The sequence below is a fragment of the Mitsuaria sp. RG genome, from assembly GCF_028369275.1.
In the GTDB taxonomy this organism is placed as follows: domain Bacteria; phylum Pseudomonadota; class Gammaproteobacteria; order Pseudomonadales; family Pseudomonadaceae; genus Aquipseudomonas; species Aquipseudomonas peradeniyensis.
Genome location: NZ_JAQMYQ010000035.1, coordinates 16,548 through 41,973, shown reverse-complemented (window position 1 = coordinate 41,973; position 25,426 = coordinate 16,548). Strand labels below are relative to the sequence as shown.

The following is a 25,426-nucleotide window of genomic DNA, read 5'->3' as shown; positions in this document are numbered from 1 at the left end:
GTTTTTCGGGGGTTCCAGAGATTTTGAAAGCTTTCTATGGAACCTTGAATGGTGCCGGCACCAGGAATCGAACCCGGGACCTACTGATTACAAGTCAGTTGCTCTACCATCTGAGCTATACCGGCACAGGGGCGTCATTATAGCGATGGATTTGCCGCTGTAAACCACTTCGTTGCATCCATCGCACATTCCCCTAAGTCACCGCGCACAAAGGAGAAATTTCCTACCAGCCGCGGTGGATCGAGTTGACGCTCGGCTCGGGCTGGCCCGGGTTGAAGAACAGCTTGCCATTGTCGCAGCCGCGCTTGCGGCAGCTGCCGTCGGCGTTGTGCAGGGGCAGGCCGCGGTCGCCGCCCAGTTGCATGCCGGGCATGTTCCAGTTCAGCGGGGCGGGCTTGCTCGAAGGCGTGCCGCTGGCGCAGCCGGTCATGGCCAGGGCGAGGGTCAGCAGGGCGAAAGGCTTGGTGTGTTTCACGATGTTCGAGTCCGTTCCGGGATCAGTCTTTGTTCAGGATGCGCTGGATGGTGCCGCCGCAGGCCATGTAGCAGGAGTCGTAGTCATTGCCGCAACTGTAGCTGCTCCCCGTGTGGAAGGGGTAGCTCGGGTAGTGGCAACTGTGACGCGCTTCCTTCTTGCTCTTGCCGTTCTGGCAGTACTGGTAGGCCCTCATCTCGGCCTGGTACAGCGCACGTTCGCTGTTCTCCTGCAGGCGCGCCATCTGCTGGCAGTGGTTGCGCTCCGTCGAACAGCTGTTGATGCAATTCATGCCATGCGCGCTGGGCGGTGGCGAGTATCTATAGGTGTAGCTCGGGCCGCAGCCGGCCAGAGCCAAGGCCAGGCAGGCCAGCACGAGGGCGGCCAAACTGTTGTGGAAAAGTGCCATGGGTGTTGCAGTCCTTGATCATTCGTCGCTGAACTCCAGCAGATCGCCGGGCTGGCAGTTCAGGGCGCGACACAGCTTCTCCAGGGTCTCGATCTTGAAACCCTTGATCTTGCCGTTTTTCAGCAGCGACAGGTTCGCTTCCGTGATACCGATGATTTCCGCCAGGTCCTTGGAACGCATCTTGTTCCGGGCCATGACGACGTCGAGGCGGATGATTATCGGCATAGGAAGCAGTCAGACATAACAGTTGTGTTCATCGCTGATGGTCTTGGCGTCACGCATGAGCAGCGAGAAGGCACACAGCAGGATGCCTTTCATGATCTCGTAGACAGCCTGCGATGATACACCGATCGAGAAGCTGAAGCTCCTTTCGCCGGCCGGCAGGTCGATGGCCAGGGCCAGGCCCTGCAAGGTATAGGTCACCGGCCACAGCAACGGGGTGAAGATGCACAGCAGGCCGACCCACCAGAGCAGCTTGATATTGTCCGAGGTCCAGGTCTGGCCACGGGACAGCCGATGGAAGAACAGGCCGGTCAGGCAGAGGGCGATGACGGAAATCATCGTCGGGATCATGTCCACCACCAATACCAGGCCGATGGCCAGGGGGGATGCCTGGTAGCCGGGTTCCAGCAGCAGGGGCATCTGGTCGCCGTAGGCTTGCAGGTAGCCGTTGAGCATGTCGGGGAAATCGAAAATAAAAAGCAACGGGGTGATCGTCAGCTCGACGATCGCGGTTGTCCACGCCAGGTAGGCGGCGAATGCGCCGATGGTGCGTAGGCGCGAACGCGCATAGGCCACGGATCTACTGTTCATGGGGTGCCTCCGTACAGTGATGAACGGAGCGGATTATTCTTGAATAATTATCGTAAAACAATAATTAATTTTGTTATTTGGCCTGTGGCGACGGTTTGTCGCAGGAGGAGGGAGTAGGCATGGCACCGGCCTTGCCGGTGATCGCGGGGCTAGCCCGCTCCCACGCTGAGGAAGCTTGCCTACGCTATAGAGCAGTCGCAGGGTCATCCCTATAGGAACGACTGTGGGGAATATAATTTACGAAGCTTTCAGCAGGCTTTAAGGGGATAAATCTGGAGGCACGCAATTTTTCGCGAGAAATATTTAGTCTTAGCCTATCGTTTTGACTTAATCGATCAGCTCAGCTAATCTTGTGTTCATTATGTTGAACAGTAAAGCTTTCAAGCTCCTCTCTTCCTCCCGCCTGGTTTCCCGTGAGCGTCACTGGACCGGCGACCTCTAGCGCCACCCTCCCTCTACAGCCGTAAACGTCTCTGTCTGGTGCCGATGCCTGTGCGCTCGGCTGCTGTCGCCCATGGGAGGGCATCATGCGTTCCTGGATCTACCTGATCGTCGCCATCACCTTCGAGGTGATCGGCACGGCGTCGATGAAACTCGCCGCCACCCATTTCCCCGTGCTGGGGCATGCCGTCATGTACGTCATGATCTGTCTGTCGTATTTCTTCCTGGCCCTGGCGGTCAAGCGTGTGCCGGTGGGTGTCGCCTACGCGCTGTGGGAGGGGTTCGGTATCGTGCTGATCACCTTGATCAGCGTGCTCTGGCTCGGCGAAAGCCTGGGCTGGACCAAGGCCCTGGGCCTGGCGGTGATGATCACCGGCATCTTGCTGGTCAAGGCCGGCACCCGGGTCAAGGCTGTCGAACGTGAAGGGGAGGCCGTGCCATGCTGATGCCATTTGCCTGGCTGGGCCTGGCCATTGTGCTGGAAGTCCTGGCCAACCTGCTGCTCAAGTATTCCGACGGTTTCCGTCGCAAGGGCCTGGGCGTGGCCTCGATCCTCTGCGTGCTGGCGGCGTTCACCGCGCTGGCCCAGGCGGTCAAGGACATCGACCTGTCGCTGGCCTACGCGATCTGGGGTGGCTTCGGCATTCTCGCCACCGTAGCCATGGGTTGGGCCCTGTTCGGTCAGCGCCTGGCCGGGCGCGGCTGGCTCGGCCTGGTGCTGCTGCTGGTAGGCATGAGCTTGCTCAAACTGGCTTGACAACACCCCCGCCAAAGCGCTTGGCCGAATGGTTTATGCACAATGGGCATTGGCCGCTTGCGCGAAAGGCATGCCGGCCAGCGCTACCATCGGTCTTTGCGCAAAGTCCTGTTTTTACTGGCTTTGACGCCCATGGTGGAATAAGCAAAGCAGCGCAAATAGCCTCTGGATCCAAGATTTGGTGATTTTCATCACAAGCTTGTTCACAGAGTTATCCACAGGCTGTCAACCGTGCTGCGGCGCTGTGTCACGCTCGCCTAGCAGCAGCAGGTTGCGGGGCGTCAGCGGGTAATCGCAGAACACCCCGACACGCACCACGTAGCCTTGCTCCTGAAGGAACAGGGCGCGGTCGAGCACCAGCCACATTTCCAGGGGGCGGCGGAACAGATTGCGAACCAGCTCGAGGTTACGCACCTCGGCCAGGCGTCGCTGGCCTGCGGCTTCCAGGGTGGCCCAGTCGGGGTTGCCGTTGATCGTGACCTGCTTGAGTTCGGCCAGGTCGCGGCAGTACTGCTCGAAGGGTTTTGCCAGCCAGCTGACCGGCAGCGATGGCGTGGGCAGGTAGCCGTCGATGCCACGTTGCTGGCGCTGCAAGAGGTCGAAGCCCAGGCGGCGGGCCATTGAGGTGTCGCGCTGGCGGCGGGTGCGCAGGCTGGAGGTGACCGCCTCGCTCAGCGGCAGGCCCAGGTCTTCCTGGGTCAAGGCTAGCGCCGAGGCCCGGGCGGCGCCGGAGAGTGGCTGATAGGTCGCGCCCTGGATGCGGTTGTAGCAGCAGGGCGCAACGGCGATCTGCCGGCAACCCTGCTGGCTTGCCAGCTGCATGAGCCGAACATGCAGGTCGCCGCAGGCGTGCAGGGCGACCGCGCTCTTGTCGCCGTCCAGGTGGCGGGCGCTGTCAGCGGCCATGACGTCCTGGTGCACGTGAGTGGCAGGCAGGTGATGGTGCTCGCTCAGGGCCTTGCCGGCGTCGACCAGCTCGGCGTCGTACTCCAGGCAGGTCAGTTGCTGGTCGGTCTGCAACAGGCGACGGCCCAGGTGGCCTTTGCCGGAACACCAGTCGAGCCAGTGCCGGGCGGGTTGGCTGAACGCCAGGCGACGGCTGAAGGCTTCGATCTGCTGCCATTTGCGGCCGGGGACACCGACATCGAGGCGGTGGCCGGCGGGATGCAGGCCGGCATCGGGCAGCTCGCCGACGGCGGACAGCTGCGCGGCTTCGGCGGCCAGTTGTGGGAAGGGGGGCGGGGCCTCCGAGGTTTCGGAGGATTCAGCTTGCTCGAGGGTGCGTTGGCGCAGCCAATGGGACAGTTGCGGGTGCTGGTCTTCCCACGCCAGGCGCAGGTGGGTGAACGGGCGTGGGTGCCACAGGGGCTGGTGGCGGGTGAGGAAGCGGTCGAGGGCCTGGAAGCGCTCGAGGAGCTGGTTGGTTTGCAGGATGGGGGGTGTGGTCATTCGAGCACCGGGGCGCTAGCGAGAGGGGCTGCTGCGCAGCCCATCGCGGCACAAGGCCGCTCCTACAGAGAGGGGGCCGCGTGCGGCCCCGGGTTCAACGTCCCTGGCAGGCATCCACGCGCAGCCAGCGCTCCAGCACCTTGAAGCCCTGCACCAGCACGAACGAGATCAGCAGGTAGAACACCCCGGCGGCAAAGAAGATCTCCACCGGCAGGTAGGTCCGGGCAATGATGGTCCGCGCCATGCCGGTCAGTTCCAGCAGCGTCACGGTACTGGCCAGGGCGCTGGCCTTGAGCATCAGGATCACTTCGTTGCTGTAGGCCGGCAGGCCTATGCGCGTGGCGCGCGGCAGCATGATGTACAGCAGCGTCTTGCCCCGCGACATGCCCAGCGCCCGGGCCGCCTCGATCTCGCCCTTGGGGATCGCCTGCAGGGCGCCGCGCAGGATCTCGGCGATATAGGCGGCAGTATGCAGGGTCATGGTCAGCACCGTGCACCAGAACGGATCGCGCAGGTACGGCCACAGCGAACTGTTGCGCACTGCGTCGAACTGGGCCAGGCCGTAGTAGACCAGGAACAGCTGCACCAGCAGCGGTGTGCCGCGGAAGAAGAAGATGTAGCCGTAGGGCAGGGCGCGCACGTACCAGTGCCGCGAAGAGCGCGCCACACCCAGCGGAATGGCCAGGATCAGGCCGGCGATGACGGCGATGGCCACCAGCTCCAGGGTCAGGGTCGCGCCCTGGGCCAGGCGTGGCAGCCACTTGATGATGACTTCCCAGTTCATTTACTCGGCCCTCATGAAGCCGCGAGCGGCGCGCTTTTCCAGGAAGTGCATGCCGATCATCGCGATGATGGTCAGGCCCAGGTAGATGCAGGCGGCGACCGCGTAGAAGGTGAACGGCTCCTTGCTCACGGTCACGCCGATCTGTGCATGGCGCATGATTTCTTCAAGGCCGATCACCGACACCAGCGCGGTGTCCTTCATCAGGATCATGAACAGGTTGCCCAGGCCCGGCAGGGCGATGCGCCACATCTGCGGGAGGATGATCCGCGAGAGGATGCGACCCTTGGACAGGCCCAGTGCCAGGCCCGCTTCACGGTGTCCCTTGGGGATGGCCAGGATCGCGCCGCGGAACACTTCCGTGGCGTAGGCGCCGAAGCACAGGCCGAGGGCGATCACCCCGGCGGTGAAGGCGCTGAGCTCCAGGCCCGGCATGTTCAGCAGCTCGCCCAGGCTGTTCATCAGTCCGACGGTGCCGAAGTAGATGAGCAGCACCCAGAGCAGTTCGGGTACGCCGCGCACCAGTGTGGAATAAGTGCCGCCAAGCCATTGCAAGGGCTTGACCGGCGAGGTCTTGGCCAGGGCGCCGAGCAGGCCCAGGACCAGCCCCAGCAGCAAGGCGCAGAGCGCCAGTTTTACGGTCATCAGGGTACCGGCCATCATGGCCGGGCCGAATCCGTGCAGGTCGATATTCATGGGTAAGTTTGTTCAAGGGACAGGCATCGCCAGGGCGGCGATGCCTGTCGGGGCGAATCAATAGATGCTGAACGGGAAGTACTTGTCGTTGATCTTCTTGTAGGTGCCGTCGGCGACAATTTCCTTCAGTGCGGCGTTGAGCTTGTTGCGCAGCTCATTGTCGCCTTTGCGCACGGCAATGCCGACCTTATCGCTTTCGTTCACCGGGTCGCCTTTGAACTCGTAGTTCTTGCCGGCTTCGGATTTCAGCCAGTCGTAGTTGGCGTACTTGTCGGCGAGGATGGCATCGACGCGGCCGGAGGTGAGGTCGAGGTAGGCATTTTCCTGGCCGTCATACAGGTTGACCTTGAACTCGCCGTCCATGCCGCCGTTATCGTCCAGCCAGGTAGCCGCCTGGGTGGCGCGCTGGGTGCCGATGGTCTTGCCCTTGAGCGAAGCGCGGTCGGTCTTGAAGTCGACGTTTTTCGGTGCGATGAACTGCTGCTTGTTCGAGTAGTAGGGGTCGGTGAAGTCGACGGCCCGCTTGCGTTCGTCGGTGATCGACAGCGAGGAGATGATGAAGTCGGACTTCTTGGCGTTCAGCGCCGGGATGATGCCGTCCCAGTCGGAGACGGCCACTTCGCATTCGACCTTCATCTTGGCGCACAGGGCGTCACCGATATCCTTGTCGAAGCCGACCACCTGGCCGCTGGCATCCTTGTTGTTGAAGGGCGGGTAGGCCGCCTCGATGCCCATTTTCAGTTTCTCGGCTGCCATGGCATTGGCCGAGAACACCAGGGTGGCGGCAGCGGCCAGGAGGAATTTCTTGTAGGTCTGCATTCGTGTTGCTCCGTTAGCGGTGGCTGGACATGAATTGCTTGCAACGCGCCGAGGTCGGGTTCTCGAAGACCTGCTGCGGCGATCCCTGCTCTTCGACCATGCCCTGGTGCAGGAAGACCACTTCACTGGACACCTGGCGGGCAAAGTTCATCTCGTGCGTCACCAGCAGCATGGTACGGCCTTCTTCGGCCAATGCGCGGATGACGTTAAGCACTTCCTGGACCATTTCCGGATCGAGCGCCGAGGTCGGCTCGTCGAACAGGATGACCTTGGGCTTCATGGCCAAGGTACGGGCGATGGCGGCACGCTGTTGCTGGCCACCGGAAAGCTGGGCGGGGTAGCTGTGGCGCTTGTCGAAGATGCCGACCTTGTTCAGCAGCGCCTCGGCGTGCTCGGTGGCCTCGGCCTTGCTCTGGCCGAGCACGCGGCGCGGCGCCTCGATGATGTTGTCGAGGATCGACATGTGCGGCCACAGGTTGAAATTCTGGAAGACGAAGCCGATCTCGCTGCGCAGGCGGTTGATCTGGCGGTTGTCGGCGGCGATCAGGTCGCCGTTTTTCTGCGCCTTGAGCTTGAGGGACTCGCCGGCGACGATGATTTCGCCCTGGTGCGGGTTCTCCAGCAGGTTGATGCAGCGCAGCAGGGTGGACTTGCCAGAGCCGGATGAGCCGAGGATGGAGATCACGTCACCGTCGCGCGCGGTCAGCGAAATGCCCTTGAGAATTTCCTGCTCGCCATAGCGTTTGTGCAGGTTGCGGATTTCCAGCGCGGGCGTGGCCTGGGCCATGTGCGGTCCTCATGTGTTCGGGTGCGTTCCCAGCTGTTGGCGGCCTTCCTGGCGAGCGCCACGCTAGCATAGCGGCGCAACGGCGGCCAACCGGGTCGCGGGGGGCTCGGGTCGCTGGTGGGACAGTTTGTCGCATCGCTGCAGTGGACTGTCGCCAGGATATCCGCATTGGCGTTCTGCCCAGCACCGGAGCTTTGATGAAAAAAGGCGCGATGGTGCCAGCTTTGTTCCTATCTGGGAAGCCGTTTTTGGCCGGGTGGCACTGTGTCGCGGGTTATGCGGGTTCGAGGTTGCGCCTTGAGGTTGCGCTTTGCCGTGTCCTGAATTTGTGCCCAGGTGTTACCGAGGGGCACCTTTGGTGCGTTTGTAAGTGGGTATTTCAGTAATCCCAACTTGGCATGGGGATTTGACGACCTTTCGGTCAAAGCTTGGCACAATGCCCTGCAAGCCGCGTCGTTCTTGGTTACAGAAACATTTCAGACGAAAGCCATTCTCAGCTGGCCCGCTTATTGCCATCCCGAAACCACTGAATGCAGCGACGCCCACTCACACCCCGGCGCGCTGGCCAGTCATTCGTGTAGTCCACCTCCTTACAAAGGTAGTTTTATGAGCGGTAACAATTCCAATGACCTCGCTCAGGGGCTCAAGCAACGGCATGTGACCATGCTGTCGATTGCCGGCGTGATCGGCGCCGGTCTGTTCGTCGGCTCCGGCCATGCCATCGCTGCCGCCGGCCCTGCCGTGCTGTTGGCCTACGCCGCCGCCGGTACCCTGGTGGTGCTGGTAATGCGCATGCTCGGCGAAATGGCGGTCGCCTCGCCTGACACCGGTTCCTTCTCCACCTACGCCGATCGCGCCATCGGGCGCTGGGCCGGTTTCACCATCGGTTGGCTGTACTGGTGGTTCTGGGTCCTGGTGATCCCGCTGGAGGCCAACGCCGCCGCCGCTATCCTGCATGCCTGGTTCCCGTCGGTGGACCTGTGGGCGTTCTCCCTGATCATTACCCTGGCGCTGACCGTCACCAACCTGTTCAGCGTGAAGAACTACGGTGAGTTCGAGTTCTGGTTCGCCCTGCTCAAGGTGCTGGCGATCATCGGCTTCATCGTCGTCGGTTGCGCGGCCATGTTCGGCATGGTGCCGAGCAGCCAGGTCAGCGGCATCAGCCACCTGTTCGATACCCAGGGCTTCATGCCCAACGGCCTGGGCGCGGTGCTGGCCGCGATGCTGACCACCATGTTCTCGTTCATGGGTACCGAGATCGTTACCATCGCCGCCGCCGAGTCGAAAGACCCGGGTCGCCAGATCAGCAAGGCCACCAACTCGGTGATCTGGCGTATCTGCCTGTTCTACCTGGTGTCGATCTTCCTGGTCGTGGCCATGGTGCCTTGGAACGATCCGACCCTCGCCGAGAAAGGTTCCTACCAGACCGTCCTCAGCCTGATCGGCGTGCCGAATGCCAAGCTGATCGTCGACATCGTCGTGCTGATCGCCGTGACCAGCTGCCTGAACTCGGCGCTGTACACCTCTTCGCGCATGCTGTTCTCCCTGAGCAAGCGTGGCGACGCCCCGGCCATCGCCCAGCGCACCACCAAGGCGGGCACCCCGCACTGGGCCGTGCTGCTCTCCACCGCCGCGGCCTTCCTGTGCGTGTTCGCCAACTTCCTGGCCCCGGCCGCGGTGTTCGAGTTCCTGCTGGCCAGCTCCGGCGCCATCGCCCTGCTGGTGTACCTGGTGATCGCCGTGTCGCAACTGCGCATGCGTGCCCAGCGTGAAGCCAAGGGCGAGAAGATCTCGTTCAAGATGTGGATGTTCCCGGGCCTGACCTGGGCGACCATCGCCTTCATCATTGCCATCCTGGTGGTGATGGCGCTGCGTGAAGATCACCGTGCCGAGATCATCGCCACGGCCATCCTGAGCATTGGTGTGGTGGCGGCTGGCCTGCTGCTGCACCGCAAGCGTGGCGCTGCTGCGCGGGTGGCGCTGGATAGCTGATCCGCTGGTGTGAAATGCAAAGGCCGCGTCCTGTGAGGGGCGCGGCCTTTTTGTTTGCCTGTGAGGCCCGCTCCCACAAGGATCGCACAAGCCTGAAAGGCGATAGGGAACCTGTGGGGGCGGGTTTACCCGCGAAGAGGCCGGCGCAAGTTGAGCGTCACTATCAGCCGAACTGCTTCTGCTGTTGCTGCTGCCTGGCCACGACCTCCGAGGCGGTGACATAGGCGTCCTGGAACTCGTCGCTCTCCAGCCAGGCCATGGTCGCATCCTCGTCGATGCCGTCGAGCCACGCGCGGTAGGCGGTGAACACCAGGACGATGTAGTCGGTGGCGTGTTCTTCCTTGTGGCCCTTGAGCACCAGCGCCAGCAGTGGGTCGACCAGGAATACCGAGATCATCGGCACCAGGCCGCCTTCCTGGGCTTCCTTCATTTTCACGAACAGGCTGTCGTAGCTGCCCGACTCCATGGCCTTGTTGAACACCTGCTCGACGCTGGCGCTGTCGCCGGCACTGGCCTTGACTGCCTGGCCGCTGCGCACCATGCGGTTCTGCTTGGCCTTGGTGGCGGCGCGCTTGGCGCGTTTCTGTTGTTTGGTGTTGGTGGCCATGGGGGCGGATCCTTGGACGACTGGTAAAGGCGCGTATTGAAGCGTAGTTGCCAGGGAAACCCAAGCAGGTATTCGAGATCGTCGGGGCGCTCTGCGCCCCTTTCGCGACATAAGGCCCGCAAAGCGGGCCCAGGATCTCAGAGGGTCTTGTTCGGCCCGATCATCCGCGCCAGGCCAAGGTTCTTCAGCGCCAGTTGCAGCGAGCTGTGGATAACCTGCGGGTTGTCATGGCTCATGGCGTCGGCCAGCAGTTCCCTGGCCTTGCTCAGGTTGATCTGGCGCAGCATCCACTTCACCTTCGGCAGGTTGGTGGCGTTCATCGACAGGCTGTCGAAGCCCATGGCCATCAGCAGGATCGCCGCGGCCGGGTCGCCGGCCATCTCACCGCAGATGCTCACCGGCTTGCCTTCCTCGTGGGCGACGCTGACCACGGTCTGCAACGCCTGCAGCACCGCCGGGTGCAGGTAGTCGTACAGGTCGGCGACCCGCGGGTTGTTGCGGTCGACCGCCAGCAGGTACTGGGTCAGGTCGTTGGAGCCGACCGAGAGGAAGTCGACCTGGCGCGCCAGCTCGCGGGTCTGGTACACGGCGGCGGGAATTTCCACCATCACCCCCACCGGCGGCATCGGCACGTCGGTGCCTTCGTCGCGCACCTCGCCCCAGGCGCGGTGGATCAGGTGCTGGGCTTCTTCCAGTTCGTGGATGCCGGAAATCATCGGCAGCAGGATGCGCAGGTTGTTCAGGCCCTCGCTGGCCTTGAGCATGGCGCGGGTCTGCACCAGGAAGATTTCCGGGTGATCGAGGGTGACGCGGATGCCGCGCCAACCGAGGAACGGGTTCTCTTCCTTGATCGGGAAGTACGACAGCGACTTGTCGCCGCCGATGTCGAGGCTGCGCATGGTTACCGGCAGCGGGTGGAACGCCTGCAGCTGCTCGCGGTAGATCGCCAGCTGTTCCTTCTCGCTGGGGAAGCGCTGGTTGATCATGAACGGCACTTCGGTGCGGTACAGGCCGACGCCCTCGGCGCCACGCTGCTGGGCGCGGGCCACGTCGGCGAGCAGGCCGGTGTTGACCCACAGCGGCATGCGGTGGCCGTCCGGGGTGACGCACGGCAGTTCGCGTAGGGCATCGAGGCCCTTGGCCAGTTCGCGCTCCTCCTCGACCACATCGCTGTATTGCTTGCGCAGCACTTCACCCGGGTTGGTGAACACCTCGCCCTTGTAGCCGTCGACGATCATCTCGATGCCGTCGGCCTTCGAATACGGCAGGTCGACCACACCCATGACGGTGGGGATACCCATCGCCCGGGCGAGGATCGCCACGTGGGAGTTGCCCGAGCCGAGTACCGAGACCAGGCCCACCAGCTTGCCTTCCGGCACCTCGCCGAGCATGGCGGGGGTCAGCTCCTCGCTGACCAGGATGGTGTTGTCCTCATAGACCAGCGACTGCGAGCGGGCCTCCTGGAGATACGCCAGCAGGCGCCGGCCCAGGTCCTTGACGTCCGAGGCACGCTCGCGCAGGTAGTCGTCGTCCATCAGCTCGAAGCGGTTGACGTGCTCGCCGACCACCTGGCGCAGGGCACCCTGGGCCCACTGGCCGGTCTTGATGACCTCGACCACCTCGCCACCGAGGGCGGCGTCCTCGAGCATCATCAGGTAGACGTCGAACAACGCGCGCTCTTCGGGGCGCAGCTGGGTGGCGAGCTTGGCCGACAGCTTGCGCATGTCCTCGCGCACGCCTTCGAGGGCGTTGTTGAACAGCTTGAGTTCGGTGTCTATGTCTTCGACGGTGCGATCCGGCACCACCTCGAGGTCGGCGGGCGGCAGCATCACCACCGAGCGGCCGACGGCAGCGCCCGGGGAGCCCGGCACGCCGACGAAGCGGGCTTCCTGGATACCCTTGCCCTGGCGGCCCAGGCCGCGGATCGAGCCGGTGGCCTCGGCGTGGGCGATAACCCCGGCGAGCTGGGCGCTCATGGTGACCAGGAAAGCTTCTTCGCCTTCGTCGAACTGGCGGCGCTCCTTCTGCTGGATGACCAGTACCCCCACCACGCGACGGTGGTGGATGATCGGCGCACCAAGGAAGGAGGCGAATTTCTCTTCGCCGGTCTCGGCGAAGTAGCGGTAGCGGGGGTGGTCGGCGGCGTTCTCGAGGTTCAACGGCTCCTCGCGGGTGCCGACCAGGCCGACCAGGCCCTCGTTGGGGGCCATGCTGACCTTGCCGATGGAGCGCTTGTTCAGGCCCTCGGAGGCCATCAGCACGAAGCGGTTGCTGTCCGGGTCGAGCAGGTAGACCGAGCAGACCTGGCTGCCCATCGCCTCCTTGACGCGCAAGACAATGATACCCAACGCCGTCTTGAGATCTTTGGCGGAGTTCACTTCCTGGACGATCTTGCGCAGCGTATTGAGCATGGCTCGGGGTCGGACTCCGTCGTCAGTCGCGCGTCAGCAGGCGCGGGGCTAGCTCTTTCAGGGCGCGACGGTATACCTCGCGCTTGAATGTCACCACCTGGCCCAGCGGATACCAGTAGCTGACCCAGCGCCAGCCATCGAATTCCGGTTTGCCGGTGAGGTCCATGCGCACCCGTTGCTCATTGCTCACCAGGCGCAGCAGGAACCACTTCTGTTTCTGGCCGATGCACAGCGGCTGGCTGTGGGTGCGCACCAGGCGCTGGGGTAAACGATAACGCAACCAGCCACGGGTGCAGGCAAGAATTTCCACGTCCTGGCGTTCCAGGCCCACTTCTTCGTTCAGCTCGCGGTACAGGGCATCTTCCGGCGTCTCGTCAGGGTTGATGCCACCCTGGGGGAACTGCCAGGCATCCTGGTTGATCCGCCGAGCCCATAGCACCTGCCCGGCATCATTCGTGAGAATGATCCCGACATTGGGGCGAAAACCATCCGGGTCGATCACGGCAGCAACCTCGCAAACGCATGTCACCGCATTGTTCCACAAAGCCTGAGCGCGCAGCAACGCGCCCGCCAAGCTTATGTGCAGCGAGGTGAAAACTCCGTATTCTGCGGGGCTCTTCCGTGGCTGATGCGAGTGACCGCGATGCGCCTGGCTTTATTCGACCTGGACAATACCCTCCTCGGTGGCGACAGCGACCACGCCTGGGGTGACTACCTGTGCGAGCGGGGCATTCTCGACCCGGTCGCCTACAAGCAACGCAACGACGCCTTCTACCAGGACTACCTCAACGGCACCCTGGACATGCAGGCCTACCTGGCCTTCTCCATGGAGATCCTCGCGGCCAGCGAACCTGCGCAGCTGGAGCAATGGCACCGAGAGTTCATGCGTGACTGCATCGAGCCGATCATCCTGCCCAGGGCCGAAGCCCTGTTGCGCCAGCACCGCGAGGCCGGCGACCAGTTGGTGATCATCACCGCCACCAACCGCTTCGTCACCGCGCCCATCGCCCGCCGCCTGGGTGTGCGTACCTTGCTGGCGACCGAGTGCGAGGTGCGCGATGGTCGCTATACCGGGCGTAGCACCGATATACCTTGTTTCCGTGAAGGCAAGGTGGCGCGGCTTGCACGCTGGATGCTGGAGAACGGGTTCGATCTGGAAGGCAGCTACTTCTACAGCGACTCGCTGAACGATGTGCCGTTGCTGGAGGTGGTGGCGAACCCGGTGGCGGTGGATCCGGATCCGAGGCTGCGGGTCGAGGCCGAGCGGCGGGGGTGGCAGGTTATTTCGTTGCGCGATTGAGGGCGCGGGGCCGCTTTGCGGCCCTTTCGCGGCACGAGGCCGCTCCTACAGGGGGCTGTGATTGCTTGTAGGAGCGGCCTTGTGCCGCGAGGGAGGGCGGAGCCCTCCTGCTGTCTCAGATCGGCTTGGCGCCCATCAAGCCGGCAATGGACAGGAAGCAGACGCCACTGAACACCGCCAATGCCAAGGTGAACTTCAAACCCACGGTTTCAGCCTTGCGCAGCCGGTTCAGGCGTACCACCAGCCACCACACGGCAAGCGCGCCAAGCGTATAGATGACGCTGGACGCCAGTACCCAGGTCTGCCCCAGCGGCCAGCCGACCAGGTGCACCAGCCACCAGCCGGTGAACGGCATGCTCACCAGGCACAGCCCCATCAGCAGCCAGACGAACACCAGCGGTCGGCGCAACAGTTTGCCGTAGGCCTCGGCATCGCCCTGGCGGCGGGCGCGGACAGTCCAGGTCGCCAGGCCCAGGCCGCCCAGCAGCAACAGGGCAGTGGCGAGGATGTGCAGGGTCTTGAGGGTGGTCAGGTGTTCCATGTCTTCATCGTCCTTCAGCAGGGTAATTCGCGCCCGTCTCTTCGCGGGTAAACCCGCTCCCACAGGTGACGCGCCAACCTTGTGGGAGCGGGTTTACCCGCGAAGGACCATACGCCCAGCTTAGTCAGTTAACCCAAGAACAGCCGGTAAGCCGGGTTCTCGGTCTCGTCCCAGTACGGATAGCCGATCTTGGCCAGCGCCGCCGGCACCAGGTGGCGCTCGTCCTCCGGCACCTGCAGGCCCGCGACCACCCGGCCATCGGCGGCGCCGTGGTTGCGGTAGTGGAACATCGAGATGTTCCAGCGCCCACCCAGCTTGTTGAGGAAGTTGAACAGCGCACCCGGCCGCTCGGGGAACTCGAAGCGCAACACCATCTCGTCGCTGGCTCCGGCCGAGTGGCCGCCGACCATGTGGCGGATGTGCAGCTTGGCCAGTTCGTTGTCGGTCAGGTCGGTAACCGGGAAGCCTTGCTCGATCAACTGCTGCACCAACACCGCGCGCGGGTCGGTTTCCGGGTGGGTCTGCACGCCGACGAAGATATGCGCCTCGTCCGAGGTGTGCTTGCGGTAGTTGAATTCGGTGATCTGGCGCTTGCCGATGGCTTCGCAGAAGGCCTTGAAGCTGCCCGGACGCTCCGGGATGGTCACGGCGATGATCGCCTCGCGCTTCTCGCCCAGTTCAGCGCGCTCGGCCACATGGCGCAGGCGGTCGAAATTGACGTTGGCGCCCGAGTCGATGGCCACCAAGGTCTGCCCGGCGACGCCCTTGAGCTCGACGTACTTCTTGATGCCGGCTACGCCCAGCGCGCCGGCAGGTTCGGTGATCGAGCGGGTATCGTCGTAGATATCCTTGATCGCTGCACAGATTTCGTCGGTGCTGACGGTGATCACCTCGTCCACATGGTGACGGCAGATGTCGAAGGTATGCTGGCCGATCTGCGCCACCGCCACGCCATCGGCGAACAGCCCGACCTGTGGCAGCACCACGCGCTCACCCGCGGCCATGGCCGCCTGCAGGCAGTTGGAGTCGTCCGGCTCGACGCCGATCACCTTGATCTCGGGGCGCAGGTATTTCACGTACGCGGCGATGCCAGCGATCAGCCCGCCGCCGCCGACCGGCACGAAGATCGCATCCAGCTGGCCCGGGTGCTGGCGCAGGATTTCCATGGCCACCGTGCCTTGCCCGGCGATGGTGTGCGGATCGTCGTAGGGGTGGATGTAGACGAAGCCCTTCTCCTCCACCAGCTTCAGCGAGTAGGCCAGCGCCTCGGGGAAGGTGTCACCGTGCAGCACCACCTTGCCGCCCCGGGACCGCACGCCTTCGATCTTGATCTCCGGGGTGGTCTTGGGCATGACGATGGTCGCCTTGATCCCCAGCTCCCGCGCCGCCAGGGCCAGGCCCTGGGCGTGGTTGCCGGCCGAAGCGGTGACCACGCCGCGGGCCAGTTCCTCGGCGCTCAGTTGCGCCAGCTTGTTGTAGGCCCCGCGGATCTTGAACGAGAACACCGGCTGCAGGTCCTCGCGCTTGAGCAGCACCGTGTTGCCCAGGCGCTTGCTCAACTGCCCGGCGCTGTGCAGCGGGGTTTCGACGGCAACGTCGTAGACGCGCGAGGTGAGGATCTTCTTGACGTACTGTTCGAGCATCGGAAAGCATCACTGGGCCGCGGGACAAGGGCTGGGAGTCTACCGCAGCGTCACGTCGGGCGACCACAGCAAAGCCGTGGGAGCCGTTATACTAGGCAACTTTGAAATCCGCCCAGCCCCTCCCGGAGCCCGCATGACCCAGGACCAACTCAAACAGGCCGTCGCCCAGGCCGCCGTCGATCTCATCCTGCCGAAACTGGATGAGAAAAGCGTCGTCGGCGTCGGTACCGGTTCGACCGCCAACTTCTTCATCGACGCCCTGGCCCAGCACAAGACCGCCTTCGACGGCGCCGTCGCCAGCTCCGAGGCCACCGCCCAGCGCCTGAAGGGCCATGGCATCCCGGTCTACGAGCTGAACAGCGTCAGCGAGCTGGAGTTCTACGTCGACGGCGCCGACGAGAGCGACGCCCACCTCAACCTGATCAAGGGCGGCGGCGCGGCCCTGACCCGCGAGAAGATCGTCGCGGCGGTGGCCAAGACCTTCATCTGCATCGCCGACGCCAGCAAGCTGGTGCCGGTACTGGGCGCCTTCCCGCTGCCGGTCGAGGTGATTCCGATGGCCCGCAGCCATGTCGCGCGCCAGCTGGTCAAGCTGGGCGGCGACCCGGTCTACCGTGAAGGCGTGGTGACCGACAACGGCAACGTCATCCTGGATGTGCACAACCTGCAGATCACCAACCCGGTGGAGCTGGAGAGCCAGATCAACGCCATCGTCGGCGTGGTCACCAATGGCCTGTTCGCGGCGCGTCCGGCGGATGTGCTGCTGCTGGGGACCGCTGAAGGCGTGAAAACCCTCAAGGCCGAGTAAACAAGCCTTGCGCGATCCTTGTAGGAGCGGCCTTGTGCCGCGAAAGGGCTGCGTAGCAGCCCCAGATTTCAGCGTTGAACAAAGATTGCCGGGGCCGCCTTGCGGCCCTTTCGCGGCACAAGGCCGCTCCTACAGGGGTAGACGTAAACGCGATATCGCCAGCCCAGGCAATCAATCAGCCGGCTGCTTGAACACATAGAACAGGTTCGGCTCGCTGACCAGGTAGATGGTCCCGGCGTCATCCATCGCAATCCCCTCCGCCTGCGGCACGGTCTGCTTCAAACCCTGAGACCCCTTGCGCAGCGACAGCGTACTCAGCGGTTTGCCCTTCACATCCAGCTCCAGCACCAGCCGCGACTCGTCCGACAGCGCCAGCAGATGCCCGCTGCGCTCGTCGAACTGCAGGCTCGACAAATCCCTCACGAACAAGCGCCGGTCACGCTTGCGGTCCTGTACCACATGCACCGCATAGGGCTTGTCGGGATTGTCATGAGGGAAACCATGGACTTCGTAGATCATCATCGGGTCCCGTTCCTTGGCCACGAACAGGCGCTTGCCCGCCGAGTCGTAGGCCAGCCCCTCGAAACCCTTGTTGCCATTGAGGCCGATGCCCAGGGACAGCTGCTCGGCATCGCTGGCGTCGAGGAACAGGGTGTCATCGTCAAGACGCACGCGAATCAGCCGCTGCTGGCGCTCGTCGGTGATCACGTAGCTGTTGGGCCCTACATACTCCACCGCCTCGGGGTCGCCGAAGCCGGTCAGTGGAACACGGCGCAGGATGCGGCCGTCCAGCGACAGCTCGATCAGCTCCGAGCGGGCATTGGTGACGGTGAACAGGCTCTTGCGGTCGGGATCGTAGGTCAGCGCCGAGATGTCATCGTCCAGCCCGACGATGGGCTGCGCTTCGATCGCCACCTGGTAGCGATCCAGGCCGATGCTCTGCTCGGCCGGCTGCCACCAGGTCTTGAGGTTGAACCAGCCGCGCTCGAACAGGCGGAACTCATGCCCGGCGGCGCCCAGGACGAGCAGGGCAACAAGCACGATGAAGGCTAAGATCAGGCGAAGGTGGCGGCGCATGCGGTCGGACTCGGCGAAAGGAGCACGTATCTAACCACTATCAACTGAAGCAAAGCTTAATGCCACCATCAGAAATATCTGATCGATCAGTGCTTTTTGAAGCGATAGAACAGGTTGGGCTCGCTGACGATGTACAGGTTGCCCTGGTCATCCATTGCCACCCCTTCTGCCCGGGGAATGGTGTCAGCCAGGCCATTGAAGCCGCCCAGCAAGGTCATGAAACTGACCTGCTCACCCTTCTCGTCCAGCTCGAGCAGCATGTTGGAGTCCGCCGACAAAGCCAGCAGGTGCCCGGTGCGTGGGTCGATGCCCAGCGCGGACAGGTTGCGCAGGTCCAGTTCGTCACTGGGCAGCGGTTGCTTGTCGCCCTTGAGCGGGCCGTGGCCATCGGTGCTCCAGATGAACATCTTCGGTGGCCGCTCGGCACCAATGATCAGTCGCTGCCGGATCAGGTCCCAGGCAATGGCCTCGAAGCCCTTGTTGCCATCCTCCGTATCGCCCAGGTCGTAGGGCTGGTAGTCGGCGCGGTTCAGCGATGTCGTGGCGGCATCCACCTTGACCAGTGTCAGATCATGGTTGCGCTCGTCGACAATGGCGATCTGGCCGTTCTCGAGTACCGCCACGCCTTCCGGATTGGACCAACCCACCAGCGGGATCTTGCGCAGCACGTCACCGTCGAGGTTGAGTTCGACCAGGAACGGGTGCTTGCCCATGACCGCGAACAAGGTACGGGTGTGCGGATTGAACGCCAGGTCCGACGCCTCGTCACGCTCCATCCCCGGCAACGGTTTGGCATCGATGTCGGCCACGTAATCCGGCAGCCAGATGCTTTCCTGGCGCTCGGTCTGGCTTTCGAAGCCTTCCTTTATCCACAGCAGGCCACGGTCATCCCAGTGCATGGCTACCACCAGGCCATAGGCGATGATCGCCAGCGCAAGCAGCCACAGCGACCAGCGGGTGATCAGGCGTCGCTTTGGCGGAAGGGATGCGCTGGAAGGATTGGTCATCGAATGGAGATCCTGAAAGTAGGCGGCAGCGTGGTCGCCACTGTCGGCAAATGAAGGTTAATAGACGAATTATCCGGATCAATTGTGAAAAAAACGACAAATCCCACCGGCACAAGCAGCGACGACGGCATTGCACCGTCGTCGCCCGGAGTCAAAGCACCCGGCCTTCGAACCGGCTTGCACCGGGAAGTTCCAGCACCAGCTCATCGCCGACATTGAACGGCCCCACGCCCGCCGGGGTGCCAGTGAGGATGACATCGCCTGCCTGCAGGGAGAAGTGCGCCGCGATGTGCTGGATCATCGGCACGATCGGGTTGAGCATCAGCGCGCTGTTGCCGTCCTGGCGCACCTCGCCGTTGATGGTCAGGCGAATGCCGATATCGGTCAGGCCCTCGAAGGTATCGGCTGACACGAACGGCGGCAGCACGCAGGCACCATCGAAGCACTTGGCCAGTTCCCAGGGCAGGCCCTTTTCCTTCAGCTTCGCCTGCACATCGCGCAGAGTGAGGTCCAGCGCCGGGGCAAAGCCGGAGATGGCGTCGAGCACCTCTTCCTCGGAAGGGTGGGTGGACAGGGGCTTGCCCAGCAGCACGGCAATCTCCGCCTCGTAATGTACCGAGCCACGCTCGGTCGGAATCTTGAAGCCGCCTTCCAGGGGCACCACGCAGCTGCCGGGCTTGATGAACAGCAGCGGCTCGCTGGGGATGGGGTTGTCCAGTTCCTTGGCATGCTCGGCGTAGTTGCGGCCGATGCATACCACCTTGCCCAGCGGGAAGTGGATGCGCGTGCCGTCTACGTACTGGTGCTGGTAACTCATGGCCGACTCCTGTGAATACTGCTTTTTATTCGGGAGCGAAGATCTTACCCGGATTCATGATGCCGTTCGGGTCGAACACCGCCTTGATCGCCCTCATGCAGGCGATTTCCTCCGGCGAGCGGCTGTAGCCCAGGTAGTCGCGCTTGGTCATGCCCACGCCATGCTCGGCGGAGATCGAGCCGTTGTAGCGTTCGACGATCTCGAACACCCACTTGTTGACCTTGGCGCAGGAGGCGAAGAAGTCGTCCTTGGTCATGTGGTCGGGCTTGAGGATGTTCAGGTGCAGGTTGCCGTCGCCGATGTGGCCATACCAGACCACTTCGTAGTCCGGGTAGTGCTCGCCGACGGTGGCGTCGATATCGCGCAGGAACGCCGGCACCTTCGATACGGTGACCGAGATGTCGTTCTTGTAAGGCGTCCAGTGGGAGATGGTCTCGGACAGGTACTCGCGCAGCTTCCACAGGTTCTTCAGCTGGGTCTCGCTCTGGCTCATCACCCCGTCCAGTACCCAGCCCTGCTCGACGCAGTGCTCGAAGGTGGCCAGGGCTTCGTTGGCCACCTCCTCGGTGCTGGCTTCGAACTCCAGCAGCGCATAGAACGGGCAGTCGGTCTCGAACGGTGCGGGCACATCGCCCCGGGCGAGGATCCTGGCCAGGCCCTTGTCGGAGAAGAACTCGAAGGCCGTCAGGTCAAGCTTGCCCTGGAAGGCGTGCAGCACCGGCATGATCGCGTCGAAATCGGGCGTGCCCAGCACCATGGCGGTGAGGTTGCGCGGCGCGCGGTCCAGGCGCATGGTCGCCTCGACTACGAAGCCCAGGGTGCCTTCGGCGCCGATGAACAGCTGGCGCAGGTCGTAGCCGGTGGCGTTCTTGATCAGGTCCTTGTTCAGCTCGAGCAGCTCACCCTTGCCGGTGACCACCTTCAGCCCGGCCACCCAGTTGCGGGTCATGCCGTAGCGAATCACCTTGATCCCGCCGGCGTTGGTACCGATATTGCCGCCGATCTGGCTGGAGCCGCTCGAGGCGAAGTCCACCGGGTAGTAGAGGCCCTGGTCCTCGGCGAACTGTTGCAACTGGCGGGTGACGACCCCCGGCTGGCAGACCACGGTACGGTCGAATTCGTTGAAGGCGAGGATTTGGTTCATGTAGTCGAAGGCCACCACCACCTCGCCATGGGCGGCCACGGCGGCGCCCGACAGCCCGGTACGCCCGCCCGACGGCACCAGGGCGACCTTGTGCCGGTTGGCCCAGCGCACGATGGCCTGCACCTGCTCGACGGACTTGGGGAAGACGATGGCGCTCGGCGCCGGCGGGTAGTGCTTGGTCCAGTCCTTGCCGTAGGCCTCGAGCGAGGCCGGGTCGGTGAGGACCTTGCCAGGGTCGACCAGGGTCATCAGCTCATCAATTACCACGGACTGGGTCATCGCCGGAACTCTCGACTTATTCATAGTCACCCTGAGCACGCTTCACCTGTCGGGATAAGCTCAGGTTGTGTCGCGTATGCTAGCATAGCCCTCCCGCCGTTCGTGCTAAGGCCGACGCCGCGCCGCTCCACTCTCCTCGCCATTTTTCTCCGGGATACAGGTTTACGCAGATGAGCAAGACTTCTCTCGACAAGAGCAAGATCAGGTTCCTTCTTCTTGAAGGTGTGCACCAGAACGCGGTCGATACCCTCAAGGCCGCCGGCTACACCAACATCGAATACCTCACTGGTTCGCTGCCGGAAGCCGAGCTGAAGGAAAAGATCGCTGATGCCCACTTCATCGGCATCCGTTCGCGCACCCAACTGACCGAAGAGATCTTCGACTGCGCGAAGAAACTGGTCGCGGTCGGCTGCTTCTGCATCGGCACCAACCAGGTTGACCTGGCAGCGGCCCGCGAGCGCGGTATCGCCGTGTTCAACGCCCCCTACTCGAACACCCGTTCGGTGGCCGAGCTGGTGCTGGCCGAAGCCATCCTGCTGCTGCGCGGCATCCCCGAGAAGAACGCTTCCTGCCACCGTGGCGGCTGGATCAAGAGCGCGGCCAACTCCTTCGAGATCCGTGGCAAGAAACTGGGCATCGTCGGCTACGGCTCGATCGGCACCCAGCTGTCGGTCCTGGCCGAGAGCCTGGGCATGCAGGTGTACTTCTTCGACCCGCTGACCAAGCTGCCGCTGGGCAACGCGGTACAGGTCACCAGCCTGCACGAGCTGCTGGGCCTGGCCGACATCGTCTCGCTGCACGTGCCTGAGCTGCCGTCCACCCAGTGGATGATCGGCGAGAAGGAAATCCGCGCGATGAAGAAGGGCTCGATCCTGATCAACGCCGCCCGTGGCACCGTGGTCGAGCTGGACCACCTGGCCGCCGCGATCAAGGACAAGCACCTGATCGGCGCCGCCATCGACGTGTTCCCGGTCGAGCCGCGCTCCAACGACGAAGAGTTCGAAAGCCCGCTGCGTGGCCTGGACAACGTGATCCTGACCCCGCACATCGGTGGTTCCACCGCCGAGGCCCAGGCCAACATCGGCCTGGAAGTGGCCGAGAAGCTGGTCAAGTACAGCGACAACGGCACCTCCGTGTCGTCGGTCAACTTCCCGGAAGTGGCCCTGCCGGCCCACCCAGGCAAGCACCGCCTGCTGCACATCCACGAAAACATCCCGGGCGTGCTCAGCGAGATCAACAAAGTGTTCGCCGAGAACGCCATCAACATCTCCGGTCAGTTCCTGCAGACCAACGAGAAAGTGGGTTACGTGGTCATCGACGTCGACGCCGAGTACTCGGACCTGGCCCAGGAGAAACTGCAGCACGTGAAGGGCACCATCCGCTCGCGCGTACTGTTCTGAGTTTCACTGCGTCAAGAAAAAGGGAGGCCCTGGTGGCCTCCCTTTTTTTATCAGCTAACGCCTGAAAACCGGATGGTCGCTACAAAAATCCACCAATACCACTATCACTCGTTTTTGCCCCCTCGCCACACAACCGTCTCACAGCCCTCCTAGCATGGCCCCATCTCTTCGATGAGGCCTTGCCATGAACAACGCCACTCCAGGCGCACAGATGAAAGTGCGCGGTATCCACAAGCGCTTCGGCGCCTTCACCGCACTCAACGACGTCTCCCTCGACATCGCCGCCGGCGAGCTGGTGTGCCTGCTCGGCCCGTCGGGCTGTGGCAAGACCACCCTGCTGCGCTGCATCGCCGGGCTCGAGCGCCAGGATCGTGGCACGCTGTACATTGGCGACCGCGATATCTCCGAGCTGCCGCCCCAGGCCCGCGACTACGGCATCCTGTTCCAGTCCTACGCGTTGTTCCCCAACCTCACCGTCGAAGCCAACATCGCCTACGGCCTGACCGGCAGCAATCGTGAGGCCTCGCGCCAGCGGGTCGGTGAAATGCTCGAACTGGTCGGCCTGACGGGCAGCGAAAAGAAATACCCCGGCCAGCTATCCGGCGGCCAGCAACAGCGCGTGGCCCTGGCCCGCGCCCTGGCGCCCTCACCGTCGCTGCTGCTGCTCGACGAGCCGATGTCGGCACTGGACGCGCGCGTGCGCGAGCACCTGTGCACCGAGCTGCGCCAACTGCAGCGCCAGCTGGGCATCACCACGCTGATGGTCACCCACAACCAGGACGAGGCCATGCTGATGGCCGACCGCATTGCCGTGATGAACAACGGCCAGGTCGAGCAGTACGCCACGCCCCAGGAAATCTACGACCAGCCGGCCACGCCGTTCGTCGCCGAATTCGTCGGCCAGGGCAACTGGCTGCCGTTCCAGCGCAGCGGCGACAGCCATGCCCAGGTCGGTGGCCTGCACATGCGCCTGGCAGCCAACGCCGCAGGAGCCAGCAGCGGCCGGCTGTTCTGCCGACCCGAGGCGATCACCGTCAACCCGGTGGTACACGAGGAAAACCTGTTCCCGGCCAAGGTTCGCGAGATCACCTTCCTCGGCAACCGCTGCCGCATGAGCTTCGAGTTCAAGGCCTTCCCGGGCCATGCGTTGCTCGCGGAGCTGGCGCCGGAGGCGATGCCGCGCCTGGGTTCGCAGGACATCTGGGTGGCCCTGCCGCCGCAGAGCCTGCAGGTGTTTGCCTGAGATGGCCGCGCCGATGACCCTGCCGCTCACCTCAACCAATGCCGCACCTCGCAGTGGTGTTGCCCTGGGGGACCGTCTGTTCGTGATCGGTGGCAAGAGCCTGCTGCTGATCCTGCTGGTGCTGGCGGTGCTGATGCCGTTGCTGGCGATCTTCTGGCGCGGCTTCAGCGCTGAAGCCGGGCAGGGCGGCGGCCTGCCAGCTGCCCGTGAACTGTTCGCCAGCGAGAACTTCCATTGGCTGCTCGGCAACAGCCTGTCGGTGGCCTTCACCGTCGCCGCCATCGTCGTGCCGCTGGCCTACCTGTTCGCCTATGCCCTGCAACGCACGCTGATCCCGGCCAAGGGCCTGTGGCGCGGCATCTCGCTGCTGCCGCTGCTGGCGCCGTCGATGCTGCCGGCCATCGCGCTGGTCTACCTGTTCGGCAACCAGGGCCTGCTGCGCGGGCTGCTCAGCGACAATATCTACGGCTTCTGGGGCATCGTCCTCGGCGAGGTCATCTACACCTTCCCCCACGCCCTGATGATCCTGCTCTCGGCGCTGTCGCTGGCCGACGCAAGGCTGTTCGATGCGGCCTCGAGCATGGGGGCGGGGCCGACGCGGGCGTTCTTCAGCATCACCTGGCCGGCCACGCGCCAGGCGGTGTTCGCCGCGTTCTGCCTGGTGTTCACCCTGACCATCACCGACTTCGGCGTGCCGGTCGTGGTGGGTGGGGATTACCAGGTGCTGGCCCTGGAAGCCTACAAGGCGGTGGTCGGCCAGCAACAGTTCGGTCGCGGCGCGCTGATCGGCATGGTGCTGCTGGTGCCGGCGCTGCTCAGCTTCGCCGTCGATGCCTGGTTGCGTCGCCGCCAGGGCGAGGCCATGAGCGGCCGCGCCCAGGTGTTCGAGCCCAAGCCTTCCAGGCTGCGCGATGGCTGCTTCCTGGCCATCGTGCTGCTGGTGTGCGCGGCACTGCTGGCGGTGATCGGCATGGCGGTGTACTCGTCGCTGGTCAAGTTCTGGCCGTACAACCTGTCGCTGTCGCTCAAGCACTACATGTTCGAGGACACCGCCGGTGGCGGCTGGCTGGCCTACCGCAACAGCGTGACCATGGCCATCGGCACCGCGCTGATCGGCAGCGTGGTGATTTTCACCGGCGCCTACCTGATGGAGAAGACCCAGGGGCAGCGCATGCTCAACCAGCTGCTGCGCTTGCTGAGCTTCATCCCGATGGCGGTGCCTGGCCTGGTGCTGGGCCTGGGCTACGTGTTCTTCTTCAACCTCAATGGCAACCCACTGCATGTGTTCTACGGCAGCATGGCGCTGCTGGTGGTGTGCACCATCGCCCACTACCTGACCACCGCGCAGATGACCGCCACCACCGCCCTGCGCCAGCTCGACGGCGAGTTCGAGGCCGCCGCGCTGTCGCTCAAGGCGCCGCTGTACAGGCACTTCATGCGGGTCACCGTGCCGATCTGCCTGCCGGCGCTGCTGGACATCATCCGCTACCTGTTCGTCTCGGCGATGACCACCGTGTCGGCGGCGATCTTCCTGTACAGCCCCGACACCATCCTCGCCGCCGTCGCCGTGCTGAACATGGACGACGCCGGCAACGTTGGCGGTGCCGCCGCCATGTCGACCCTGATCCTGCTTACCAGCGCTGCCGCATCCTTGCTGCTGGCCGCTGCCTCACGCGGCCTGCTGCGCCGCTCCCAGGCCTGGCGCCAGCGCGCGCCAGGCCATTGACCGA

26 protein-coding genes and 1 tRNA gene are annotated in these 25,426 nt (G+C 63.7%); 8 read left to right on the top strand and 19 right to left on the bottom strand.

Annotated features, from left to right (window positions below; translation table 11 throughout):
• Positions 1–49: 49 nt before the first annotated feature.
• The 5 genes from POF53_RS18615 to POF53_RS18595 form a co-directional block, all read right to left on the bottom strand.
• Positions 50–125: transfer RNA gene (locus POF53_RS18615), tRNA-Thr, on the bottom strand.
• 98 nt (positions 126–223) lie between these two features.
• A complete protein-coding gene (locus tag POF53_RS18610; protein WP_028688480.1) occupies positions 224–475 on the bottom strand; it encodes a hypothetical protein in 252 nt (83 codons plus the stop codon).
• A gap of 22 nt (positions 476–497) precedes the next feature.
• A complete protein-coding gene (locus POF53_RS18605; protein ID WP_203648624.1) occupies positions 498–884 on the bottom strand; it encodes an Aq_678 family protein in 387 nt (128 codons plus the stop codon).
• Positions 885–902: 18 nt separating this feature from the next.
• On the bottom strand, positions 903–1,109 hold the full coding sequence (locus tag POF53_RS18600) for a helix-turn-helix domain-containing protein (protein WP_023629980.1): 207 nt from the start codon (positions 1,107–1,109) through the stop codon (positions 903–905).
• Positions 1,110–1,118: 9 nt separating this feature from the next.
• Positions 1,119–1,697, bottom strand: coding sequence for a hypothetical protein (locus POF53_RS18595; RefSeq protein WP_203648623.1), 579 nt, complete (start codon positions 1,695–1,697; stop codon positions 1,119–1,121).
• Positions 1,698–2,224: 527 nt separating this feature from the next.
• On the opposite strand from POF53_RS18595, the gene POF53_RS18590 reads away from it, so the two are divergent.
• Together POF53_RS18590 and mdtI are read left to right on the top strand one after the other, a co-directional pair.
• On the top strand, positions 2,225–2,584 hold the full coding sequence (locus POF53_RS18590) for an SMR family transporter (RefSeq protein ID WP_498968904.1): 360 nt from the start codon (positions 2,225–2,227) through the stop codon (positions 2,582–2,584).
• Entirely contained in the window at positions 2,578–2,895 is a 318-nt protein-coding gene (gene mdtI / locus POF53_RS18585; RefSeq protein WP_050703396.1) for a multidrug/spermidine efflux SMR transporter subunit MdtI, read from the top strand. Before POF53_RS18590 ends, mdtI begins: the two co-directional genes overlap by 7 nt.
• A gap of 225 nt (positions 2,896–3,120) precedes the next feature.
• On the opposite strand, the gene POF53_RS18580 is transcribed toward mdtI, so the two are convergent.
• The 5 genes from POF53_RS18580 to POF53_RS18560 all read right to left on the bottom strand — a co-directional run bounded on the left by POF53_RS18580 (position 3,121) and on the right by POF53_RS18560 (position 7,427).
• The gene (locus POF53_RS18580; protein WP_498968902.1) at positions 3,121–4,344 is read right to left on the bottom strand and encodes a methyltransferase; all 1,224 of its coding nucleotides are present in this window, start codon (positions 4,342–4,344) and stop codon (positions 3,121–3,123) included.
• 94 nt (positions 4,345–4,438) lie between these two features.
• Positions 4,439–5,128, bottom strand: a complete 690-nt coding sequence (locus POF53_RS18575) for an ABC transporter permease (RefSeq protein ID WP_232854873.1) — start codon at positions 5,126–5,128, stop codon at positions 4,439–4,441.
• On the bottom strand, positions 5,129–5,821 hold the full coding sequence (locus POF53_RS18570; RefSeq protein ID WP_203648618.1) for an ABC transporter permease: 693 nt from the start codon (positions 5,819–5,821) through the stop codon (positions 5,129–5,131). It abuts the gene before it with no gap.
• Positions 5,822–5,878: 57 nt separating this feature from the next.
• The gene (locus POF53_RS18565) at positions 5,879–6,640 is read right to left on the bottom strand and encodes an ABC transporter substrate-binding protein (RefSeq protein ID WP_498968900.1); all 762 of its coding nucleotides are present in this window, start codon (positions 6,638–6,640) and stop codon (positions 5,879–5,881) included.
• 13 nt (positions 6,641–6,653) lie between these two features.
• Positions 6,654–7,427 (bottom strand): ABC transporter ATP-binding protein, encoded by a 774-nt coding sequence (locus tag POF53_RS18560; RefSeq protein ID WP_498968898.1) that lies wholly within the window; start codon positions 7,425–7,427, stop codon positions 6,654–6,656.
• A gap of 606 nt (positions 7,428–8,033) precedes the next feature.
• Here POF53_RS18560 and gabP point away from each other — a divergent pair.
• Positions 8,034–9,419: a GABA permease gene (gabP, locus tag POF53_RS18555; protein ID WP_203648614.1), complete on the top strand. Its 1,386-nt coding sequence runs from the start codon at positions 8,034–8,036 to the stop codon at positions 9,417–9,419.
• Between the two features lie 163 nt (positions 9,420–9,582).
• Here gabP and POF53_RS18550 read toward each other — a convergent pair whose 3' ends face one another.
• From POF53_RS18550 to POF53_RS18540, 3 genes are all read right to left on the bottom strand, one after another.
• The gene (locus POF53_RS18550; RefSeq protein WP_203648604.1) at positions 9,583–10,026 is read right to left on the bottom strand and encodes a hypothetical protein; all 444 of its coding nucleotides are present in this window, start codon (positions 10,024–10,026) and stop codon (positions 9,583–9,585) included.
• Positions 10,027–10,163: 137 nt separating this feature from the next.
• Complete coding sequence (gene ptsP, locus POF53_RS18545; protein WP_232854875.1) at positions 10,164–12,437, bottom strand: phosphoenolpyruvate--protein phosphotransferase; 2,274 nt, start codon at positions 12,435–12,437, stop codon at positions 10,164–10,166.
• Positions 12,438–12,459: 22 nt separating this feature from the next.
• Positions 12,460–12,939, bottom strand: a complete 480-nt coding sequence (locus POF53_RS18540) for an RNA pyrophosphohydrolase (protein ID WP_028688498.1) — start codon at positions 12,937–12,939, stop codon at positions 12,460–12,462.
• A gap of 141 nt (positions 12,940–13,080) precedes the next feature.
• On the opposite strand from POF53_RS18540, the gene POF53_RS18535 reads away from it, so the two are divergent.
• Complete coding sequence (locus tag POF53_RS18535; protein ID WP_498968895.1) at positions 13,081–13,737, top strand: histidinol-phosphatase; 657 nt, start codon at positions 13,081–13,083, stop codon at positions 13,735–13,737.
• Positions 13,738–13,852: 115 nt separating this feature from the next.
• On the opposite strand, the gene POF53_RS18530 is transcribed toward POF53_RS18535, so the two are convergent.
• Together POF53_RS18530 and ilvA are read right to left on the bottom strand one after the other, a co-directional pair.
• The gene (locus POF53_RS18530) at positions 13,853–14,278 is read right to left on the bottom strand and encodes a DUF2269 family protein (RefSeq protein WP_203648600.1); all 426 of its coding nucleotides are present in this window, start codon (positions 14,276–14,278) and stop codon (positions 13,853–13,855) included.
• 128 nt (positions 14,279–14,406) lie between these two features.
• Complete coding sequence (gene ilvA / locus POF53_RS18525) at positions 14,407–15,921, bottom strand: threonine ammonia-lyase, biosynthetic (RefSeq protein WP_203648598.1); 1,515 nt, start codon at positions 15,919–15,921, stop codon at positions 14,407–14,409.
• A gap of 133 nt (positions 15,922–16,054) precedes the next feature.
• Between ilvA and rpiA the strand changes: the two genes are divergently transcribed.
• The gene (gene rpiA, locus POF53_RS18520; protein WP_011536226.1) at positions 16,055–16,729 is read left to right on the top strand and encodes a ribose-5-phosphate isomerase RpiA; all 675 of its coding nucleotides are present in this window, start codon (positions 16,055–16,057) and stop codon (positions 16,727–16,729) included.
• Between the two features lie 171 nt (positions 16,730–16,900).
• Here the strand turns inward: rpiA and POF53_RS18515 are convergent, their stop codons facing one another.
• The 4 genes from POF53_RS18515 to POF53_RS18500 all read right to left on the bottom strand — a co-directional run bounded on the left by POF53_RS18515 (position 16,901) and on the right by POF53_RS18500 (position 21,053).
• Entirely contained in the window at positions 16,901–17,806 is a 906-nt protein-coding gene (locus tag POF53_RS18515; protein WP_232854878.1) for an SdiA-regulated domain-containing protein, read from the bottom strand.
• An 86-nt stretch (positions 17,807–17,892) separates the two neighbouring features.
• A complete protein-coding gene (locus POF53_RS18510; RefSeq protein ID WP_203648594.1) occupies positions 17,893–18,813 on the bottom strand; it encodes an SdiA-regulated domain-containing protein in 921 nt (306 codons plus the stop codon).
• 151 nt (positions 18,814–18,964) lie between these two features.
• Positions 18,965–19,630 (bottom strand): fumarylacetoacetate hydrolase family protein, encoded by a 666-nt coding sequence (locus tag POF53_RS18505; protein WP_498968891.1) that lies wholly within the window; start codon positions 19,628–19,630, stop codon positions 18,965–18,967.
• A gap of 25 nt (positions 19,631–19,655) precedes the next feature.
• A complete protein-coding gene (locus POF53_RS18500) occupies positions 19,656–21,053 on the bottom strand; it encodes a D-2-hydroxyglutarate dehydrogenase (protein WP_232854880.1) in 1,398 nt (465 codons plus the stop codon).
• A 170-nt stretch (positions 21,054–21,223) separates the two neighbouring features.
• Between POF53_RS18500 and serA the strand changes: the two genes are divergently transcribed.
• The 3 genes from serA to POF53_RS18485 all read left to right on the top strand — a co-directional run bounded on the left by serA (position 21,224) and on the right by POF53_RS18485 (position 25,422).
• On the top strand, positions 21,224–22,453 hold the full coding sequence (gene serA, locus POF53_RS18495; protein WP_203648588.1) for a phosphoglycerate dehydrogenase: 1,230 nt from the start codon (positions 21,224–21,226) through the stop codon (positions 22,451–22,453).
• Between the two features lie 184 nt (positions 22,454–22,637).
• Entirely contained in the window at positions 22,638–23,696 is a 1,059-nt protein-coding gene (locus POF53_RS18490) for a putative 2-aminoethylphosphonate ABC transporter ATP-binding protein (RefSeq protein WP_203648586.1), read from the top strand.
• Between the two features lies 1 nt (position 23,697).
• Positions 23,698–25,422 (top strand): putative 2-aminoethylphosphonate ABC transporter permease subunit, encoded by a 1,725-nt coding sequence (locus POF53_RS18485; RefSeq protein ID WP_232854881.1) that lies wholly within the window; start codon positions 23,698–23,700, stop codon positions 25,420–25,422.
• The last annotated feature ends 4 nt before the right edge of the window (positions 25,423–25,426 follow it).

Bases quoted from the DNA above. Each gene is read 5' to 3' on its own strand.
- serA (WP_203648588.1), top strand. From the start codon at position 21,224: ATGAGCAAGACTTCTCTCGACAAGAGCAAGATCAGGTTCCTTCTTCTT.
- gabP (WP_203648614.1), top strand. From the start codon at position 8,034: ATGAGCGGTAACAATTCCAATGACCTCGCTCAGGGGCTCAAGCAACGG.
- POF53_RS18500 (WP_232854880.1), bottom strand. From the start codon at position 21,053: ATGACCCAGTCCGTGGTAATTGATGAGCTGATGACCCTGGTCGACCCT.
- ilvA (WP_203648598.1), bottom strand. From the start codon at position 15,921: ATGCTCGAACAGTACGTCAAGAAGATCCTCACCTCGCGCGTCTACGAC.
- rpiA (WP_011536226.1), top strand. From the start codon at position 16,055: ATGACCCAGGACCAACTCAAACAGGCCGTCGCCCAGGCCGCCGTCGAT.
- POF53_RS18595 (WP_203648623.1), bottom strand. From the start codon at position 1,697: ATGAACAGTAGATCCGTGGCCTATGCGCGTTCGCGCCTACGCACCATC.
- POF53_RS18590 (WP_498968904.1), top strand. From the start codon at position 2,225: ATGCGTTCCTGGATCTACCTGATCGTCGCCATCACCTTCGAGGTGATC.
- mdtI (WP_050703396.1), top strand. From the start codon at position 2,578: ATGCTGATGCCATTTGCCTGGCTGGGCCTGGCCATTGTGCTGGAAGTC.
- POF53_RS18570 (WP_203648618.1), bottom strand. From the start codon at position 5,821: ATGAATATCGACCTGCACGGATTCGGCCCGGCCATGATGGCCGGTACC.
- POF53_RS18600 (WP_023629980.1), bottom strand. From the start codon at position 1,109: ATGCCGATAATCATCCGCCTCGACGTCGTCATGGCCCGGAACAAGATG.
- POF53_RS18535 (WP_498968895.1), top strand. From the start codon at position 13,081: ATGCGCCTGGCTTTATTCGACCTGGACAATACCCTCCTCGGTGGCGAC.
- POF53_RS18565 (WP_498968900.1), bottom strand. From the start codon at position 6,640: ATGCAGACCTACAAGAAATTCCTCCTGGCCGCTGCCGCCACCCTGGTG.
- POF53_RS18580 (WP_498968902.1), bottom strand. From the start codon at position 4,344: ATGACCACACCCCCCATCCTGCAAACCAACCAGCTCCTCGAGCGCTTC.
- POF53_RS18550 (WP_203648604.1), bottom strand. From the start codon at position 10,026: ATGGCCACCAACACCAAACAACAGAAACGCGCCAAGCGCGCCGCCACC.
- POF53_RS18575 (WP_232854873.1), bottom strand. From the start codon at position 5,128: ATGAACTGGGAAGTCATCATCAAGTGGCTGCCACGCCTGGCCCAGGGC.
- POF53_RS18490 (WP_203648586.1), top strand. From the start codon at position 22,638: ATGAACAACGCCACTCCAGGCGCACAGATGAAAGTGCGCGGTATCCAC.
- POF53_RS18530 (WP_203648600.1), bottom strand. From the start codon at position 14,278: ATGGAACACCTGACCACCCTCAAGACCCTGCACATCCTCGCCACTGCC.
- POF53_RS18510 (WP_203648594.1), bottom strand. From the start codon at position 18,813: ATGACCAATCCTTCCAGCGCATCCCTTCCGCCAAAGCGACGCCTGATC.
- POF53_RS18560 (WP_498968898.1), bottom strand. From the start codon at position 7,427: ATGGCCCAGGCCACGCCCGCGCTGGAAATCCGCAACCTGCACAAACGC.
- POF53_RS18505 (WP_498968891.1), bottom strand. From the start codon at position 19,630: ATGAGTTACCAGCACCAGTACGTAGACGGCACGCGCATCCACTTCCCG.
- POF53_RS18485 (WP_232854881.1), top strand. From the start codon at position 23,698: ATGGCCGCGCCGATGACCCTGCCGCTCACCTCAACCAATGCCGCACCT.
- POF53_RS18515 (WP_232854878.1), bottom strand. From the start codon at position 17,806: ATGCGCCGCCACCTTCGCCTGATCTTAGCCTTCATCGTGCTTGTTGCC.
- ptsP (WP_232854875.1), bottom strand. From the start codon at position 12,437: ATGCTCAATACGCTGCGCAAGATCGTCCAGGAAGTGAACTCCGCCAAA.
- POF53_RS18605 (WP_203648624.1), bottom strand. From the start codon at position 884: ATGGCACTTTTCCACAACAGTTTGGCCGCCCTCGTGCTGGCCTGCCTG.